The organism is Pseudomonas sp. NY8896, assembly GCF_039634505.1.
The window spans coordinates 5,953,522-5,970,323 of record NZ_CP132350.1 but is presented as its reverse complement, the minus strand read 5'-3'; the positions used below and the strand labels follow the sequence as shown (position 1 = coordinate 5,970,323).

At 62.5% G+C, this 16,802-nt stretch carries 17 protein-coding genes and 1 pseudogene; 10 read left to right on the top strand and 8 right to left on the bottom strand.

From position 1 onward, the window contains the following. Positions 1–2 precede the first annotated feature (2 nt). Positions 3–491: a type VI secretion system tube protein Hcp gene (locus Q9451_RS26955; RefSeq protein WP_012270483.1), complete on the bottom strand. Its 489-nt coding sequence runs from the start codon at positions 489–491 to the stop codon at positions 3–5. 467 nt (positions 492–958) lie between these two features. Between Q9451_RS26955 and hemA the strand changes: the two genes are divergently transcribed. From hemA to Q9451_RS26925, 6 genes are all read left to right on the top strand, one after another. Next, entirely contained in the window at positions 959–2,236 is a 1,278-nt protein-coding gene (gene hemA / locus Q9451_RS26950) for a glutamyl-tRNA reductase (protein WP_012270484.1), read from the top strand. Further along, positions 2,233–3,315, top strand: a complete 1,083-nt coding sequence (gene prfA / locus Q9451_RS26945) for a peptide chain release factor 1 (RefSeq protein WP_012270485.1) — start codon at positions 2,233–2,235, stop codon at positions 3,313–3,315. Before hemA ends, prfA begins: the two co-directional genes overlap by 4 nt. Further along, positions 3,315–4,145, top strand: coding sequence for a peptide chain release factor N(5)-glutamine methyltransferase (gene prmC / locus Q9451_RS26940; RefSeq protein WP_012270486.1), 831 nt, complete (start codon positions 3,315–3,317; stop codon positions 4,143–4,145). The genes prfA and prmC overlap by 1 nt, the downstream gene beginning before the upstream one ends. Continuing rightward, on the top strand, positions 4,139–4,894 hold the full coding sequence (locus tag Q9451_RS26935) for a molybdopterin-synthase adenylyltransferase MoeB (protein ID WP_012270487.1): 756 nt from the start codon (positions 4,139–4,141) through the stop codon (positions 4,892–4,894). Before prmC ends, Q9451_RS26935 begins: the two co-directional genes overlap by 7 nt. After that, entirely contained in the window at positions 4,887–5,684 is a 798-nt protein-coding gene (murI, locus tag Q9451_RS26930) for a glutamate racemase (protein ID WP_012270488.1), read from the top strand. Before Q9451_RS26935 ends, murI begins: the two co-directional genes overlap by 8 nt. 104 nt (positions 5,685–5,788) lie before the next feature. Beyond that, positions 5,789–6,307 carry an acyloxyacyl hydrolase gene (locus tag Q9451_RS26925; protein WP_041166373.1) on the top strand — a complete coding sequence of 173 codons (519 nt, stop codon included), beginning with the start codon at positions 5,789–5,791 and terminating at the stop codon, positions 6,305–6,307. A 56-nt stretch (positions 6,308–6,363) separates the two neighbouring features. Here Q9451_RS26925 and Q9451_RS26920 read toward each other — a convergent pair whose 3' ends face one another. The 5 genes from Q9451_RS26920 to Q9451_RS26900 all read right to left on the bottom strand — a co-directional run bounded on the left by Q9451_RS26920 (position 6,364) and on the right by Q9451_RS26900 (position 11,436). Further along, complete coding sequence (locus Q9451_RS26920) at positions 6,364–7,062, bottom strand: SDR family NAD(P)-dependent oxidoreductase (protein ID WP_012270490.1); 699 nt, start codon at positions 7,060–7,062, stop codon at positions 6,364–6,366. An 11-nt stretch (positions 7,063–7,073) separates the two neighbouring features. Further along, positions 7,074–8,501, bottom strand: a complete 1,428-nt coding sequence (gene phrB, locus Q9451_RS26915) for a deoxyribodipyrimidine photo-lyase (RefSeq protein ID WP_012270491.1) — start codon at positions 8,499–8,501, stop codon at positions 7,074–7,076. Then, complete coding sequence (locus Q9451_RS26910; RefSeq protein ID WP_012270492.1) at positions 8,492–9,391, bottom strand: MerR family transcriptional regulator; 900 nt, start codon at positions 9,389–9,391, stop codon at positions 8,492–8,494. The genes phrB and Q9451_RS26910 overlap by 10 nt, the downstream gene beginning before the upstream one ends. Further along, positions 9,381–10,349 (bottom strand): DUF523 and DUF1722 domain-containing protein, encoded by a 969-nt coding sequence (locus tag Q9451_RS26905; RefSeq protein ID WP_012270493.1) that lies wholly within the window; start codon positions 10,347–10,349, stop codon positions 9,381–9,383. Before Q9451_RS26905 ends, Q9451_RS26910 begins: the two co-directional genes overlap by 11 nt. Positions 10,350–10,449: 100 nt before the next feature. Further along, a complete protein-coding gene (locus Q9451_RS26900) occupies positions 10,450–11,436 on the bottom strand; it encodes an NAD(P)/FAD-dependent oxidoreductase (RefSeq protein ID WP_012270494.1) in 987 nt (328 codons plus the stop codon). Between the two features lie 186 nt (positions 11,437–11,622). Between Q9451_RS26900 and Q9451_RS26895 the strand changes: the two genes are divergently transcribed. Further along, the gene (locus Q9451_RS26895; RefSeq protein WP_012270495.1) at positions 11,623–12,528 is read left to right on the top strand and encodes a TIGR01777 family oxidoreductase; all 906 of its coding nucleotides are present in this window, start codon (positions 11,623–11,625) and stop codon (positions 12,526–12,528) included. Positions 12,529–12,541: 13 nt separating this feature from the next. Continuing rightward, positions 12,542–13,555, top strand: coding sequence for a ferrochelatase (gene hemH / locus Q9451_RS26890; protein ID WP_012270496.1), 1,014 nt, complete (start codon positions 12,542–12,544; stop codon positions 13,553–13,555). 118 nt (positions 13,556–13,673) lie between these two features. Here the strand turns inward: hemH and Q9451_RS26885 are convergent, their stop codons facing one another. Together Q9451_RS26885 and upp are read right to left on the bottom strand one after the other, a co-directional pair. Next, positions 13,674–14,948, bottom strand: a complete 1,275-nt coding sequence (locus tag Q9451_RS26885) for a uracil-xanthine permease family protein (RefSeq protein WP_012270497.1) — start codon at positions 14,946–14,948, stop codon at positions 13,674–13,676. A 2-nt stretch (positions 14,949–14,950) separates the two neighbouring features. Further along, positions 14,951–15,589, bottom strand: a pseudogene (upp, locus tag Q9451_RS26880) (uracil phosphoribosyltransferase). 162 nt (positions 15,590–15,751) lie between these two features. Between upp and Q9451_RS26875 the strand changes: the two are divergent. Further along, positions 15,752–16,309 (top strand): hypoxanthine-guanine phosphoribosyltransferase, encoded by a 558-nt coding sequence (locus tag Q9451_RS26875; RefSeq protein ID WP_012270498.1) that lies wholly within the window; start codon positions 15,752–15,754, stop codon positions 16,307–16,309. Between the two features lie 2 nt (positions 16,310–16,311). After that, complete coding sequence (locus Q9451_RS26870; RefSeq protein WP_012270499.1) at positions 16,312–16,785, top strand: WbuC family cupin fold metalloprotein; 474 nt, start codon at positions 16,312–16,314, stop codon at positions 16,783–16,785. Positions 16,786–16,802 lie beyond the last annotated feature (17 nt).

Below are 16,802 nucleotides of genomic sequence, written 5' to 3'. Positions count from 1 at the left end.
CCTCACGCGTATTTCTTGTTGCCGATCCGGTCCCAACCGCCGGCAATATTGCCGCCGCCCGAACCGTCGATACGCTTCTGTAAGGTGTAGGTGGTCTTGATCCTTCCGTAATCGAGGCGAACTACCTCGACAGGCACGCCATCGGCAGCACTCTGTGTGTAGTCTGCAATGATCACTTCTTCGAGAATAATCTCGTAATACTTGAGCTTGTCGCCGCCCGCGCGGCACAGTGCGAGTTTGACCTCCTTGAGATGCTGCCCTGCGCAGCTGGCCTCCATGAGCTTGCAACTGGCGCTGTCGAGAAACTTGGTAAAAGTGAAGTGGCTCACCTCGGCGCGCCCCGAAGTGGCGCCCCCTGCCGAGCTGGCAGTGGCGGAAGTGCTTTGGCTTACACCGAAATCATAACCGGTGACTTCAATCCATTTGCTGTGCTTTTCATCCAGAGCTTCGCCCGCGATGTCGTCGATTTTTATATAAGCGTCAAATGCCATGCTTATCTCTCTTTGGCAATCATTTTCAGGGGGGCTGATGGGGAACTTGACCCGGTCAGTGATTGGCAAGGCTAGGTACGGATATTGGGCAAGGCAATAGAGAGGGCTGACTTTAGGAAATGGACTACAAGGTTGTGGATAACTTTGCCAAGGGTGTATCGCTAAGTTTAATTAATAGGTGTTTTTTGTAGGAAATTTGTCCACATTACCAGCGCGCAGGTCGAGGAGCGCGGCGCGGGGAGGTGACCGGAGATAATCGCTTTGCCTGCCCTGGCCTCTTCGCGGGCAAGCCCGCTCCTACAGGATTCGTGCTTGCATCGGCTGCGGCGCTCTGCCGAGAGGGCTGTGGACAGAGCTGCCTTGGGGCCCGGTCGGCCAGGGCTATCACGACAATAGCGAACGGTGGTTGTCCTAAAACCTGCGAAAGAGGACAATTATCGGCTTCCCGTCACAACCAGCGACCTTGCATGGCCTTTCTTGCACTTGGTATCAACCATAAGACTGCCTCGGTAGACGTACGCGAGCGCGTGGCGTTTACCCCAGAGCAGCTGGTAGACGCCCTGCAGCAGCTCTGCCGACTGACATCCAGCCGCGAAGCGGCGATCCTGTCGACCTGCAACCGCAGCGAGCTTTATATAGAGCAGGACCACCTGTCCGCCGACGCCGTGCTGCAATGGCTGGCCGACTATCACCGCCTCAGCCTCGACGAGCTGCGTGCCAGTGCCTACGTGCACGAAGAGCACGATGCCGTGAAGCACATGATGCGCGTGGCCTCGGGGCTGGACTCGCTGGTACTCGGCGAACCACAGATCCTCGGCCAGATGAAGTCCGCCTACGCCGTGGCCCGCGAAGCCGGTACCGTCGGGCCGTTGCTCGGTCGCCTGTTCCAGGCCACCTTCAGTGCCGCCAAGCAGGTGCGTACCGACACCGCCATCGGCGAAAACCCGGTGTCGGTGGCGTTTGCCGCGGTCAGCCTGGCCAAGCAGATCTTCGCCGACCTGGGCCGTAGCCAGGCCTTGCTGATCGGCGCCGGCGAAACCATCACCCTGGTCGCCCGCCACTTGCACGAGCAGGGCGTACGCCGAATCGTGGTGGCCAACCGTACCCTGGAGCGCGCCAGCATCCTGGCCGAGCAGTTCGGCGCGCATGCGGTGCTGCTGGCAGACATCCCCCAGGAACTGGCCAACAGCGACATCGTCATCAGCTCCACCGCCAGCCAGCTGCCGATCCTGGGCAAGGGCGCGGTCGAAAGCGCACTGAAACAGCGCCGGCACAAGCCCATCTTCATGGTCGACATCGCCGTACCACGCGACATCGAAACCGAAGTAGGCGAGTTGGACGATGTCTACCTGTACACCGTCGACGACCTGCACGACGTGGTGGCGGAAAACCTCAAGAGCCGCCAGGGCGCAGCCCAGGCCGCCGAAGAGCTGGTTACCGTGGGGGCGGAGGACTTCATGCTGCGCCTGCGTGAACTGGCGGCGGTGGATGTACTCAAGGCCTACCGCCAGCAAAGCGAGCGCCTTCGCGACGAAGAACTGCAAAAGGCCCAGCGCCTGCTGGCCAACGGCGGCAACCCCGAAGACGTGCTGGCCCAATTGGCCCGGGGCCTGACCAACAAACTCCTGCATGCCCCCAGCGTGCAGTTGAAAAAGCTCTCGGCCGAGGGGCGCGTCGATGCGCTGGCCATGGCCCAGGAACTCTTTGCCCTCAACGAGGGCTCGACGGACAAATCCCCGCAATGAAAGCGTCGCTGCTGAACAAACTGGATATTCTCCAGGACCGCTTCGAAGAACTCACCGCACTGCTCGGTGATGCCGAGGTCATTTCCGACCAGACGCGCTTTCGCGCGTATTCCCGCGAATACGCCGAAGTCGAGCCGGTCTACGCTGCTTATAAAGAGTGGTGCAAAGTCCAGGGCGACCTTGAAGGTGCCCAGGCGCTGCTCAAGGACAGTGACCCGGACCTGCGTGAAATGGCCGTGGAAGAAGTGCGTGAAGCCAAGGAACAACTGCTGACGCTGGAGTCGCAGCTGCAGCGTATGCTGCTGCCCAAGGACCCCAACGACGGCCGCAACGTGTTCCTCGAAATCCGCGCCGGTACCGGTGGCGACGAGGCGGCAATCTTCTCCGGCGACCTGTTCCGCATGTATTCGCGCTACGCCGAGAAACGCGGCTGGCGGCTGGAGATCTTGTCCGAAAACGAAGGCGAGCACGGCGGCTACAAGGAAATCATCGCCCGCGTCGAGGGTGAGAACGTCTACGGCAAACTCAAGTTCGAGTCCGGCGCACACCGCGTCCAGCGTGTGCCCGAGACTGAATCCCAAGGCCGCGTCCATACCTCCGCGTGCACGGTCGCGGTGCTGCCCGAGCCGGACGAGCAGGCAGCCATCGAAATCAACCCGGCCGACCTGCGCGTGGACACTTACCGTGCCTCCGGTGCCGGCGGCCAGCACGTCAACAAGACCGACTCGGCGATCCGTATCACCCACTTGCCCACCGGTATCGTGGTCGAGTGCCAGGAAGAGCGCTCGCAGCACAAGAACCGCGCCCGCGCCATGTCCTGGCTGTCGGCCAAGCTGAACGACATGCAGACCAGCGCCGCGCAGAACGCTATTGCCAGTGAGCGCAAGCTACTGGTGGGCTCCGGTGACCGTTCCGAACGCATCCGCACCTACAATTATCCACAGGGCAGGGTGACCGATCACCGCATCAACCTGACCTTGTATTCCCTGGACGACATCCTCAGCGGTGGCGTAGAGGCGGTGATCGAACCGCTGCTGGCCGAATATCAGGCCGATCAACTGGCCGCCCTGGGGGACTGATGACTATCATCGCCAGCCTGCTGCGCAACGCGCAGTTGCCCGAATCGCCTTCTGAGCGGTTGGATGCCGAACTGCTGCTGGCTGCTGCCATCGGCAAGTCGCGCAGTTACCTGCACACCTGGCCTGAGCGTATCGTCAGCAGTGAAGATGCCGAGACCTATGCCGGCTACCTGCAGCGCCGTCGTGGCGGTGAGCCTGTGGCCTATATCCTTGGGCAGCAGGGCTTCTGGAAGATCGACCTGGAAGTGGCGCCGCATACCCTTATCCCGCGGCCCGATACCGAGCTGCTGGTCGAGACGGCCCTTGAACTGCAACCCGCTGCGCCAGCCAAGGTGCTGGACCTGGGGACCGGTACCGGTGCCATCGCGCTGGCGCTGGCCAGCGACCGCCCGGCCTGGCAGGTCACGGCGGTGGACCGGGTGGAGGAGGCTGCGGCCCTGGCCGAGCGCAACCGCCAGCGCCTGGGGCTGGACAATGCCCAGGTGCGGGTAAGCCATTGGTTCGACAGCCTGGCCGGCGAGCGTTTTGACCTGATTGTCAGCAACCCGCCCTACATCGCTGCCGAAGACCCGCACCTGGTTGCCGGGGATGTGCGCTTCGAGCCCAGCAGCGCGCTGGTGGCCGGTGCCGATGGCCTGGACGACTTGCGCGTGATCGCCGCGCAAGCCCCCGCGCACCTTTTGCCGGGTGGCTGGCTGCTGCTGGAGCACGGCTACGATCAGGCCGCTGCAGTACGTGCCTTGCTGGCTGAACAAGGCTTTGTCGAGGTGGCCAGCCGCACGGACCTGGGCGGCCATGAACGCATTACCTTGGGGCGCTTGCCATGCTGACTGATCAGGAATTGCTGCGTTATAGCCGCCAGGTATTGCTGGCTCAGATCGACATCGACGGCCAACTGCGGCTTAAGAAGAGCAAGGCGCTGATCGTAGGGCTCGGTGGCCTGGGCTCCCCGGTTGCCCTGTACCTGGCCGCCGCCGGGGTGGGGGAGCTGCACCTGGCGGACTTCGACACCGTCGACCTGACCAACCTGCAGCGTCAGGTGATCCATGACAGTGCCAGCGTCGGCATGACCAAGGTCGATTCGGCCTTGCAGCGCCTGCAGGCGATCAACCCGGAAATCGCCCTGGTCGCTCACCGTCAGGCCCTGGACGAGGATTCGCTTGCGGCCGCCGTGGCGGCGGTCGACCTGGTACTGGACTGCTCCGACAACTTCTCTACCCGCGAGGCGGTCAATGCGGCCTGTGTCGCCGCCGGCAAGCCGTTGGTCAGCGGGGCGGCAATCCGCCTGGAAGGGCAACTGTCGGTGTTCGACCCACGCCGTGACTACAGCCCTTGCTACCACTGCTTGTACGGGCACGGCAGCGAAGCCGAACTGACCTGCAGCGAAGCCGGTGTCATCGGCCCGCTGGTGGGTCTGGTGGGTAGCCTGCAGGCGTTGGAGGCCATGAAGCTGCTGGCCGGCTTCGGCGAGCCGCTGGTCGGCCGCCTGCTGTTGATCGATGCACTCGGCACCCGTATCCGCGAGCTGCGCGTCAAGCGCGACCCGGCTTGTGCTGTCTGTGGCAAGCGCGATGGCTGAGCGCTCGGCGCCGGTCGGCGTGATGGACTCGGGGGTCGGCGGTTTGTCGGTGCTCGCCGAGATCCAGCGCCTGCTGCCCAACGAGACGCTGCTGTATGTGGCCGATTGCGGCCATGTGCCTTACGGCGAGAAGTCGCCGGATTATATCCGCCAGCGCTGCCGACACATTGCCGGGTTCTTCCATGAGCAAGGCGCCAAGGCCATGGTGCTGGCCTGCAACACCGCCACCGTGGCGGCGGTAGCAGACCTGCGCGAGTTGTACCCAACCTGGCCTTTGGTGGGCATGGAACCGGCCGTGAAGCCTGCTGCGGCTGCTACCCGTTCGGGCGTGGTCGGTGTACTGGCAACCACTGGTACCTTGCAGAGTGCCAAGTTCGCAGCTTTGCTCGACCGCTTCGCCAATGATGTGCAGGTGATTACTCAGCCTTGTCCGGGGCTGGTCGAATTGATCGAGACCGGTGACCTGACCAGCCCGGTGTTGCGCCAGATGCTGTGGGGGTACGTGCAGCCACTGCTGGCTGCAGGTTGCGATACGCTGATCCTCGGCTGCACCCATTACCCTTTCCTTCGCCCGTTGCTGGCCGGCATGGTGCCGGCGGATGTGGCTGTCATCGATACGGGCGCTGCCGTAGCACGCCAACTGCAGCGGCTGCTGGGGGCAAACGATCTGCTGGCCGAAGGCCCGGCCGGCGACGCCCGCTTCTGGACCAGCGCTGATCCAGAAATCCTAAGAAAAATCCTACCTGTGCTGTGGCATAAGTGCGGCGATGTGCAAAGCTTTGCGTTGTGAAAAAAACGTGAAAAACAGCTGAACTATCGTTCCACTGCCGCTTTCTACCGCTTTGCCTGACATGAGGCGGACTAATAACAGCATCAGGAAGAAGGATGTTTCTCATGAAGAAACTGCTGGGCTTGGCGGCGGCTGCCGCTTTTACCTTGGGGCAAGTGGTATCGGCGCAAGCAGCCGATGTGTCGTTCTCGGTGGGGCAGACCGGTGACTCGACCATGGTCTACCGTCTGGGGCTGCAATCGAATTGGGATGCCAGCTGGTGGCAGACCAGTGTCGGCCGCCTGACCGGCTACTGGGATGGGGCCTACACCTACTGGGATGGCGACAAAACCGCGAGCAACCATAGCCTGTCGTTCGCGCCAGTGTTCGTCTACGAATTTGCCGGGGAGTCGGTGAAACCCTATATCGAAGCGGGGATCGGCGTGGCGGCGTTCTCCAGCACCGAGCTGGAAAGCAATGAGCTAGGCTCGGCCTTCCAGTTCGAGGACCGCATTGGTTTTGGTCTGCGCTTTGCCGGCGGGCATGAGATCGGAGTGCGGGCGATTCACTATTCCAACGCGGGAATCAAGCAGCCCAACGATGGCGTAGAGAGCTACAGCCTGCATTACCGCATGGCGCTTTGAATTCGCCTGCACCGGCCCTTTCGCGGGCTTACCCGCGAAGAGGCCGGTTTGAGGCCTTATCGCGTCAAAGGCCACAGGCTACTGATGTCCAGCGTCTCCAGTACCAGTTCTGGTTCTTGCTGCGGCAACCGTCGCAGCAACTCCTCAGCGACACTCTGTGCCGTCCACTCCTCCGGTATCGCCTGTGCCGACGTCACTGGCACCTTGAGCGACTGTGGCGCCACGATGGTCAACGCTATCCCTTGGTCCATCAGGGCCTTGCGCTGCTCGCGCAGCCACTGCGGTGTGTTGTTCCACCCTGCGGTCGTTTGGGTGGGCGCATACAGCTGCAATGCCGAATAACGGTTGAACACCGCCATCACTTGCGCTGAGACGCCCTTCGCCAGCAAAGGCAATGCCTGTGTGAGGCAATGCTCGCCCGCTAGTTGGTTGCTGGTGACGATGGCCTCTATCAGTTCGCTATCGGCCAAATTGTCTGCCAGGTAATCGCAGGTACCGGCGTTGATGATCAACCCATCCAGCGAACACCACGCATGGCAGATTTGTTGGCAGGCCGCTACTGCTTGTCCTTCGGTATGCAACTGCCAGGGCAGGCGCAAAAAGTGCCGACCATGCCGTGCTGCCAAAGCATTCAACTCATCGCTTTCCTTTGCGCTGGCGGCAACGCGATGCCCTTGTTCGAGCAAACGTTCCACCAAAGCCAGACCAAGTCCGTTGCTGGCGCCTGTAACCCAAAAACTTCGTGAGTTAGCCAAGACGTTGTCCTCTAATCCTGCCGACGTGGTAGGCCTTTGAAGGCTTCCAGTGCACGCTGGCGACTGCTGCCGAGAATGACCATTGGACGGTGATACGAATTATTAGCAAAAAGATCATCAGATTTCATCGGCTCATGGATAGTTTTCTCATCCATGTCGCGTAATTCGGGCAGCCAGTGCCGGATGAAGCGCCCCTGTGGGTCGAAACGCTGAGACTGAGAAACTGGGTTGAAAATGCGGAAATAAGGCACAGCGTCGGTGCCGGTGGACGCGCTCCACTGCCAGCCGCCGTTGTTGGCGGCCAGGTCGCCGTCTATCAGGTGGCGCATGAAGTGTCGCTCGCCCTTGCGCCAGTCGATCAGCAGGTTCTTGCTGAGGAACATGGCCACGACCATGCGCAGGCGGTTGTGCATCCATCCGGTGTGCAGCAGTTGGCGCATGGCCGCATCGATGATCGGGAACCCGGTGCGGCCCTGTTTCCAGGCTTCCAGGTCCGCCGGGGCGTCACGCCAGGGCAGGGCTTCGGTATGGGCGCGAAAGGCGCGGTGGCGCGAGACCTGTGGGTAACCGTTCAGGATGTGCTTGTAGAACTCGCGCCAGAGCAGCTCGTTGATCCAGGTCTGCACGCCCGTACTGCCGCTGTCGAACTCGCCCCGGTTGCTGGCCAGTGCGCCGTGCAGGCATTGGCGCGGCGAGATCACGCCAGCGGCCAGGTAGGTGGAGAGTTGGCTGGTGCCGTGCTTGGCAGGCAGGTCACGCAATTGTTGGTATTCGTCGATGGTTTCGTCCAGAAAGCGGGACAGGCGCGCCTGCGCTTCGGCCTCACCCGCCGGCCAATGCTCACGCAAGGCGCGCGTGGGGGTTTCAAAACCGTCTACGTGTTGTGGAATCGGGTCACTTTGGATTTGCAGCGGTGCCTGACGCTCCACCCGGCGGGCCAGGGCAGGCAGGCTGCGGTGCAGGTGTTCCAGGCAGGTCTTCTTGAACTGGCTGAAGACCTGGAAGTAGTCGCCGCTGCGGGTAAGGATGGTGCCAGGGCGGAACAACAGCTGGTCGAGGTGGCTGCAGGCCTGGATGGACGACTTCTCCAGCAGCGCGCGGGTCGCATCGTCGCGTTGCTGTTCGTTGATGCCGTACTCTTCGTTCCAGTGCACGCTTTGCACCTGGTGTTGGCGGCATACATCGAGCACCGCCTGGGGGGCCTGGTCCCAGGTGTCGATCTTGCGGATCAGCAGGGGGATATTCAGGCCTTCGAGCGATTGGCGCAGGGCGCGCAAGTTGCGCAGCCAGAAGTCGACCTTGCAGGCGGCGTCGTCATGGGCTTGCCATTGCCCTGGGCTGACCAGCCACAGGGCGATGGTCGGCCCGCGCTCGGTGGCGGCGCTGAGTGCAGTGTTGTCATCGATGCGCAGATCGCTGCGCAGCCAGGTCAGGTGCATGGGGTATTCATCTCTACAGGCTGACGGTCATGGGCTTGAAGCAAGCGCAATGCCGCCTGCGGGGTATCGAACAGAAAAACATCGGGCAGCGCGCAAGCCTGCAAGCGGGCTTCGTGCAGGGGCAGCGTAGCGCCGCCCAGCAGCGTGATACCGGGCATGCCTTGCAGGGTGCGTAGCAGCGCCTTGTCATCGATGCGTGGGCCCAGATGCAGCAGCACGGCCCGTGGTTTGAGCGCATTGACCGCGTGGTGCAGTTGCGGGCCGGCGACTGGGTGCTCGAACACTTCGACCGGCACGCCGTTGCTGGTGAACAGCCAGGCGCACAACCACAGGCCTGGGCTGAAGGCCCGCTCGCAGTCCTCCACCAGCAATACGGCGGGGCCTTGCAGCAATTGGTTGTCGTGGTAAATGCGGGCGCCGAGCTTGCTGCGCAGCCAACTGTGGAAAAACACTTGCTCAAGCCGCGCATTGAAGTAGTTGCGCCACCGCAGGTCGAGCAGATCGAGCAGTGGCAGCAGCAATTGCTCGCACAGGGTGACGGCCGGGTACAGGGCCATGGCCTGGTTGAGCTGTTGGTCCAGCGTGCGCTGCGACAGGTTGGCGATGGCCTCGATCAATTGGAACTGCCTGGCCTGCCAGTCGCCTTTGGGTAGCGTGCTGGAGGGTTTGTCGAGCAGCTCGCGTACTTGACCGACCGATGCGCCTCGCTGCAACCAGCCAAGGATCGCCTCGACCCGCTCGAGCTGTTCCAAGGGGTACAGGCGATGCCCCTTGGCGGTGCGCTGGGGTTTGAGCAGGCCATACCGGCGTTCCCAGGCGCGCAAGGTGACCGGATTGACGCCGGTACGGCGGGCCAGTTCACCGATGGGCAGCAAGGTTTCAGACTGCATTGCGCAAGCCCAGGCTTTCAGGGTGCGGTTGCAGGTAGGCCTGCTGCTGCAGGTACGGGTCAGGGTGCTTGCGCAGATGGTGCTTGAGCAGAGTCAGGGGCACTACCAGCGGCACGACGCCCTGTTGGTACTGGCCGATGACCGTCTGCAACTCGGCCTTGTCCTGCTGCGTCAGGGCATCCTTGAAGTAACCGCTCAGGTGCTGCAGCACGTTGCAGTGGGTGCCGCGGCTGGCGCAGCGGCGCAGGGCCTGCATCAGTTGGCTGAAATAGCGCGGGCCGAAGCTGAGCGGGTCGTCATCCTTGCTCATGCTGCCAAGCAGGCGGCCGAGGGTGCGATAGGCCTGCGGGTTGTTGGCCATCAGCAAATACTTGTAGCGCGAGTGAAAGCGCACCAGGGCGCCACGGCTCAGCCCTTCGGCCAGCAGGCGCTGCCAGTCGGCGTAGGCGTATACGCGGCTGATGAAGTTCTCGCGCAGCACGGGGTCATGCAGGCGGCCTTCTTCTTCAACGGGCAGGTCCGGGCGCAGAGCGCAGAAAGCGTGGGCATAGACGCCACGCCCGCCATGCAAGGCTGGGTGGCCGTTGGCCTGGTAAACCTTGACCCGTTCCAGGCCGCAAGAAGGTGACTTCTGCATGAAGATGTAGCCGCAGATGTCGTCGAGCTCAGCCGCCATTTGTTCGCCATAGGTGCGCAGCGGGCCGGTCAGGTCCATGCCAGGGTCGCGGGTGCCGACCACTTCGGGTTGTTCGGGGTTGCCTACCAGGCGAATGGGGTCACGCGGAATGCCCAGGCCGATTGCCACTTCCGGGCACACGGGCAGCCATTCGAAGTGTTGTTCCAGCTGTGTACGGCAAAGATCGGAGGCCTTGTGGCCGCCGTTGTAGCGCACGCTGTGCCCAGTCAGGCAGGCACTGATGGCGATACGCGGCTTGCTGCAGGCGAAAGAGTCGAGCATGGCTGCCTCCGAAAAACCTGTACATTACTAAAAACTTGTACAGGTTTATTCCAGCACAGCCTAGCCGTTATGCAAACCAGTATTTTTGTATAGCGCTACATCACTCAAGGTGTTCGAGCAAACGTCGCGCGGCTTCCTGGCCACTGAGCCACGCGCCTTCGACACGCCCGGAAAGGCACCAGTCACCGCAGGCGTACAAGCCCTGATCGGCATCGGCCAATGCGCCCCATTCATGGTTGCTGCTGGGGCGGGCGTAGAGCCAGCGGTGCGCCAGAGCGAAGGTGGGCGCCGGTACCACGCAGCCGACCAGTTCGGCGAATTCGCCCCACAGCTGTTCGATCACTTCTTCCTTGGACAGGTCGATGTGCTGCCGGCTCCAGTCCGAGGTGGCGTGCAGTACCCAGGTATCCAGGTGCTCGTCGCGGCCGGGTTTGCTGCGATTGCGGGCCAGCCAGTCGAGTGGGTTGTCCTGCACGAAGCAGCCTTGCATCGGGGTATCCAACGGTGACTGGAAGGCCAGGGCGACGGCCCAGGTCGGTTCCATCTGTACACCGGCGGCCACGGCGGCCAATTTGGGGGTTGCCGCCAGCAGTGGTGTGGCCTGCGGGGCCGGTACGGCGATTACCACGCGGCTGTAGGGGCCATGGCTGCAGCCTTCGGTATCCTGCAGGTGCCAATACTGCTTGCCGCGAAACACTTCCGCTATACGGCAGCCGAAGTTGACCGTCACGTCCTTGAGCAGGCCACGGGTGATCGCACTCATGCGTGGCACGCCTACCCAGCGCGTCTGCTCGTCGGGGGAGGGGGTGAGTTCGCCATCACGGTAGTTGTACAGCTGCGGCTTCCACTGCTCGGCCCAGCCAGCGGCAACCCATTGTTGCACCTGATCGACAAAGCGCCGGTCACGGGCGGTGAAGTACTGGGCGCCGAGGTCGAGTGCGCCAGCCTCGCTGCGCTTGCTGGCCATGCGCCCGCCACTGCCGTGGCCTTTGTCGAACAAATGCACGGATTGTCCGGCCTTCTGCAAGGCCTGGGCGGCTGACAAACCGGCGATACCGGCCCCGATGATGGCGATAGGTACTGTCATGATGGCCTCTTCAAACCTTGCTGTGAGCAGACTACGCTGTCAGGCAAACCTGTACAATGCAGAACTTTTGTATAAGGTTATTCCGCTTTGGTGGTAGGTTGGCCTATGTTTATCCGAGAGCGTCGGGTCAAAAAAGTGCCTTGATGTTAAAAATAGACCACCGCCGCACTCTGCGAGGACACAGCCATGCATATATTGCTGACAGGTGGCACCGGTTTGATTGGCAAGCATCTGTGCCAGTACTGGCTTGGCCAGGGGCATCGGCTCACGGTATGGAGCCGGCGTCCTGAGCAGGTGGCGAACATTTGCGGTAGTGGCGTGCGTGGCATCGCCCGCCTGGAGCAACTGGAAGCAGACGATCATCTTGATGCGGTGGTCAACCTTGCCGGTGCGCCAATCGCGGATAGGCCCTGGACGGCGGCCCGGCGCAACGTGCTGTGGGCCAGCCGCGTCACCCTCACCGAGCAGCTGCTGGCGTGGCTGGGCTCCCGTGAACAGCGCCCGCAAGTGCTGATTTCCGGCTCTGCGGTAGGCTGGTACGGTGACGGCGGCGAACGCGAGCTGACCGAGGCCTCACCACCGGTGCGGGAAGACTTCGCCAGCCAGTTGTGTATTGCCTGGGAAGAGACGGCACAGCGTTCTCAAGCGCAAGGAATCCGCGTGGTATTGGTGCGCACCGGGTTGGTGCTGGCCAGCGATGGCGGCTTTTTGTCGCGCCTGCGCGTGCCCTTCAAACTGGGGCTGGGTGGGCCTTTGGGCGGTGGGCGGCAGTGGATGCCCTGGGTGCATATAGACGACCAGGTCGCCCTGATTGATTTTCTCTTGCAGCACAAGGATGCCAGCGGTCCTTATAATGCCTGCGCCCCAGAGCCGGTGCGCAACCGTGAGTTCGCCAGGCGGCTGGGCCGTGCGCTGCATAGGCCGGCGCTGCTGCCTGTACCGGCGCTGCTGCTCAAGGCCGGCCTTGGCGAAATGTCGACCTTGCTGCTGGGCGGCCAGCGCGCGCGCCCGGTGCGCTTGCTGGCGGCGGGCTTCACCTTCCGCTTCAACGATCTGCAATCGGCGCTGGACAACCTGTCCAGCCGCCTCTGACATAGGACGCTGCATGACCGATCACGCCCTGCTGCTGGTCAACCTGGGTTCCCCGGCCTCCACCTCGGTGGCCGATGTGCGCCGCTACCTCAACCAGTTCCTGATGGACCCCTATGTGATCGACCTGCCTTGGCCGGTGCGGCGCTTGCTGGTGTCACTGATCCTGGTCAAGCGCCCGGAGCAGTCGGCACATGCCTATGGTTCGATCTGGTGGGAGGAGGGCTCGCCACTGGTGGTGCTGACCCGTCGCCTGCAGGCGGCAATGGTCGAACACTGGCCCCATGGCCCGGTGGAAATCGCCATGCGCTATGGCCAGCCGGCTTTGCCCGAAGTGTTGGAGCGCCTGGCCGCCCAAGGCGTGCGCAAGGTGACGTTGGCACCGCTTTATCCACAGTTCGCCGACAGTACGGTGACCACGGTGGTCGAGCTGGCGAAACAGACGGTCAGTGAGCGCGGGTTGCCGTTGCAGATGCGCGTGCTGCGGCCGTTCTACGATCACCCTGACTACATCGAGGCACTGGCTGCCAGCGCCCGGCCGTACCTGGAGCAGGATTACGACCACCTGCTGCTGAGCTTCCACGGTTTGCCGGAGCGGCACCTGAAGAAGCTGGACCCGACCGGTAATCACGACTTCCAGGCAGCTGACTGCTGCAAGGATGCCGGCGCCGAGATGCGCGCTGTGTGCTACCGCGGGCAATGCCTGGCTACAGCCAAGGCCTTTGCTCAGAAAATGGGCATACCCGATGGTAAGTGGTCGGTGTCGTTCCAGTCGCGGTTGGGGCGGGCCAAGTGGATCGAACCCTATACCGAGGCGCGGTTGGACGAGCTGGGCAAGGCGGGCGTGAAGAAGCTGCTGGTGATGTGCCCGGCGTTCGTCGCCGATTGCATCGAAACGCTGGAAGAAATCGGCATGCGGGGCAGCGAGCAGTTTGTAGAGGCGGGTGGGCGAGAGCTGGTGCTGGTGCCGTGCCTGAATGATCACCCGGAATGGGTGAGGGTGTTGGCGGATATGTGTGAAAAGGCCTGAATAGCTGGGGGCCGCTTTGCGGCCCTATCGCGACACAAGGCCGCTCCTACAAGCAGATCGCGGTCCCCTGTAGGAGCGGCCTTGTGTCGCGAAAGGGCTGCAGAGCAGCCCCGGGATCTTAAGGCAACTGGTCATCCAGCTTCTTGTGCTTCCAGCCATCGTTGCCCGGCAGGATCAGATTCAGGGCAATAGCCACGATGGCGCACAGGGCGATGCCCTTCAGGCCCCAGTCATCCGGGCCGTCACCACTGCCGATCAGCACGCCGCCGATGCCGAACACCAGGGTCACCGACACGATCACCAGGTTGCGTGCTTCGGCCAGGTCGATCTTGTGGCGGATCATGGTGTTCATGCCCACTGCCGCAATCGAGCCGAACAGCAGGCACAGGATACCGCCCATCACCGGTACCGGAATGCTCTGCAGCAGCGCGCCGAACTTGCCGATGAATGCCAGTGTGATGGCGAAAATCGCCGCCCAGGTCATGATCTTCGGATTGTAGTTCTTGGTCAGCATCACCGCGCCGGTCACTTCGGCGTAGGTGGTGTTGGGCGGGCCGCCGAACAGGCCGGCTGCAGTGGTAGCCAGGCCATCACCCAGCAGGGTGCGGTGCAGGCCGGGTTTTTTCAGGTAGTCACGGCCAGTCACGCTGCCGACCGCGATCACCCCGCCGATATGCTCGATCGCTGGCGCCAAGGCAACCGGTACGATGAACAGAATGGCCTGCCAGTTGAACGCAGGTGCGGTGAAATTGGGAATTTCCAGCCACGGTGCAGCGGCGATCTTGGCTGTGTCGACCACGCCAAAGGCGAATGACAGGGCAAAGCCCACCAGTACGCCGGAAATGATCGGTACCAGGCGGAAAATGCCTTTGCCGAACACGGCGACGACCAGGGTTGTCAGCAGGGCTGGCATGGAGATCAGCATGGCGGTCTTGTACGGCATCAGTGCCGCGCCGTCGCCACCCTTGCCCATCGCCATGTTGGCGGCGATTGGCGCCATGGCCAGGCCGATGGAGATGATCACCGGGCCGATCACCACCGGTGGCAGCATGCGGTCGATGAAGCCGGTGCCTTTGATTTTTACCATCAGGCCCATGAAGGTGTACACGAAGCCTGCAGCCATCACGCCGCCCATGGTCTCGGCCAGGCCGAACTGGCCCTTGGCGAGGATGATCGGGGTGATGAAGGCAAAGCTCGAGGCCAGGAACACCGGCACCTGGCGGCCGGTGACCAGCTGGAACAGCAGCGTGCCGATGCCGGCGGTGAACAGCGCGACGTTCGGGTCGAGGCCGGTGATCAGGGGCATCAGCACCAGCGCGCCGAATGCCACGAAGAGCATCTGCGCGCCCGAAACGACCTGGCGCCACAGCGGGTCGTTGAAGCCGTCCTGCATGGTCAGGCGTCCTTTTGCTTGGTGCCGAAGATCTTGTCACCGGCATCGCCCAGGCCCGGCACGATGTAGCCGTGTTCGTTCAGGCGCTGGTCGATCGAGGCGGTGTAGATCTTCACGTCCGGGTGGGCTTTTTCCACCACTTCGATGCCTTCTGGCGCGGCGACCAGCACCATGGCGCGGATCTCTTTGCAGCCGGCCTTTTTAAGCAGGTCGATGGTGGCGACCATCGAGCCGCCGGTGGCCAGCATCGGGTCGATGATCAGGGCCAGGCGCTGGTTGATGTCCGGCGCGAGCTTTTCCAGGTAGGTGTGGGCTTCGAGGGTTTCTTCGTTACGGGCAACACCGACGGCGCTGACCTTCGCCCCAGGGATCAGGCTGAGCACGCCGTCGAGCATGCCGATGCCGGCGCGCAGGATCGGTACTACAGTAATCTTCTTGCCGGCGATTTATTCAACCGAGACCTTGCCACACCAGCCATCGATCTCGTAGGTTTCGAGGGGCAGGTCCTGGGTGGCTTCATACGTCAGGAGCGCGCCGACTTCCTGGGCGAGTTCGCGAAAATTCTTGGTGCTGATATCGGCACGGCGCATCAGGCCGAGCTTGTGGCGGATCAGCGGATGGCGGATCTCACGAGTGGGCATAGGGGGGCTCCGAAAGGCGGGCAAAAAAACCGCGCTAGATTAATCTATTCAGCCTGTGCTGTCGTCTGGTCATTCTGGACGTTAGTCCATAAATGCTTGATCTGTGACGAGCGGATGCGTACCTTTGCCCGCTTTTCCAAAATGCACCCCCCGGAGAGCGCCATGTCCGCCGATCTCGAGCATATCCGTCAAGTCATGCGTGAAGCTGACTGCCTGTACACCGAAGCCGAAGTCGAAGCGGCCATCGCCAACGTCGGCGAGCAAATCTGCAAGGACCTGCACGACAAGAACCCCGTGGTGTTCTGCGTGATGAACGGCGGCCTGATCTTCTCCGGCAAACTGCTGACCCACCTGCAGTTCCCGCTGGAAGCCTCGTACCTGCATGCCACTCGTTACCGCAACCAGACCAGCGGCGGTGAGCTGTTCTGGAAGGCCAAGCCGGAAGTCTCTTTCATCGATCGCGACGTACTGATCGTCGACGACATCCTCGACGAGGGCCACACCCTCAGCGCCATCATCGAGTTCTGCAAGCATGCCGGCGCGCGCTCGGTGTACACCGCAGTTCTGATCGACAAGGATCACGACCGCAAGGCCAGCCCGGACCTCAAAGCCAACTACGTAGGCCTGCCTTGTGTCGATCGCTACATCTTCGGCTATGGCATGGACTACAAAGGTTACTGGCGCAACGCTAACGGCATCTTCGCCGTAAAGGGGCTGTGACCATGCGCCAGCCTGCGTTCATCGACCAATCGCTGTTCGCCGGGCTGGCCGAAAAGGCTGCTGCCAACCCGCGTGGGCGGCAGCACCACAACTTCCATGAAATGGAAGATCCCTGCCACCGCATGGCGGTCGGGCTGCAGCCGAGCACCTACATTCCACCGCACCGCCACTTGAGCGACGACAAGGCGGAGACCTTGCTCGTGCTCAAGGGGCGCTTCGGCCTGTTGATCTTCGACGAGCAGGGCGCCGTGACTGACAAGCGGGTGCTGCAAGCGGGTGGCGACTGTCTGGGTGTGGACCTGGCGCCCGGTACCTACCATGGGTTGGTGGTGCTGGAGCCGGACAGCATCCTGTTCGAATGCAAGGCCGGCCCATACCGGCCGGTGGGCGAAGGTGAACATGCACACTGGGCGCCACGTGAAGGCGAAGACGGCGTAGCCCAATACCAGGCCTGGATGCTTGCGCAGTTCGATTGATGCTGCTTGTACCCGGC

Coding starts and splice junctions, on each gene's coding strand:
- Q9451_RS26955 (WP_012270483.1), bottom strand. CDS start 491: ATGGCATTTGACGCTTATATAAAAATCGACGACATCGCGGGCGAAGCT.
- hemA (WP_012270484.1), top strand. CDS start 959: ATGGCCTTTCTTGCACTTGGTATCAACCATAAGACTGCCTCGGTAGAC.
- prfA (WP_012270485.1), top strand. CDS start 2,233: ATGAAAGCGTCGCTGCTGAACAAACTGGATATTCTCCAGGACCGCTTC.
- prmC (WP_012270486.1), top strand. CDS start 3,315: ATGACTATCATCGCCAGCCTGCTGCGCAACGCGCAGTTGCCCGAATCG.
- Q9451_RS26935 (WP_012270487.1), top strand. CDS start 4,139: ATGCTGACTGATCAGGAATTGCTGCGTTATAGCCGCCAGGTATTGCTG.
- murI (WP_012270488.1), top strand. CDS start 4,887: ATGGCTGAGCGCTCGGCGCCGGTCGGCGTGATGGACTCGGGGGTCGGC.
- Q9451_RS26925 (WP_041166373.1), top strand. CDS start 5,789: ATGAAGAAACTGCTGGGCTTGGCGGCGGCTGCCGCTTTTACCTTGGGG.
- phrB (WP_012270491.1), bottom strand. CDS start 8,501: ATGCACCTGACCTGGCTGCGCAGCGATCTGCGCATCGATGACAACACT.
- Q9451_RS26910 (WP_012270492.1), bottom strand. CDS start 9,391: ATGCAGTCTGAAACCTTGCTGCCCATCGGTGAACTGGCCCGCCGTACC.
- Q9451_RS26905 (WP_012270493.1), bottom strand. CDS start 10,349: ATGCTCGACTCTTTCGCCTGCAGCAAGCCGCGTATCGCCATCAGTGCC.
- Q9451_RS26900 (WP_012270494.1), bottom strand. CDS start 11,436: ATGACAGTACCTATCGCCATCATCGGGGCCGGTATCGCCGGTTTGTCA.
- Q9451_RS26895 (WP_012270495.1), top strand. CDS start 11,623: ATGCATATATTGCTGACAGGTGGCACCGGTTTGATTGGCAAGCATCTG.
- hemH (WP_012270496.1), top strand. CDS start 12,542: ATGACCGATCACGCCCTGCTGCTGGTCAACCTGGGTTCCCCGGCCTCC.
- Q9451_RS26885 (WP_012270497.1), bottom strand. CDS start 14,948: ATGCAGGACGGCTTCAACGACCCGCTGTGGCGCCAGGTCGTTTCGGGC.
- Q9451_RS26875 (WP_012270498.1), top strand. CDS start 15,752: ATGTCCGCCGATCTCGAGCATATCCGTCAAGTCATGCGTGAAGCTGAC.
- Q9451_RS26870 (WP_012270499.1), top strand. CDS start 16,312: ATGCGCCAGCCTGCGTTCATCGACCAATCGCTGTTCGCCGGGCTGGCC.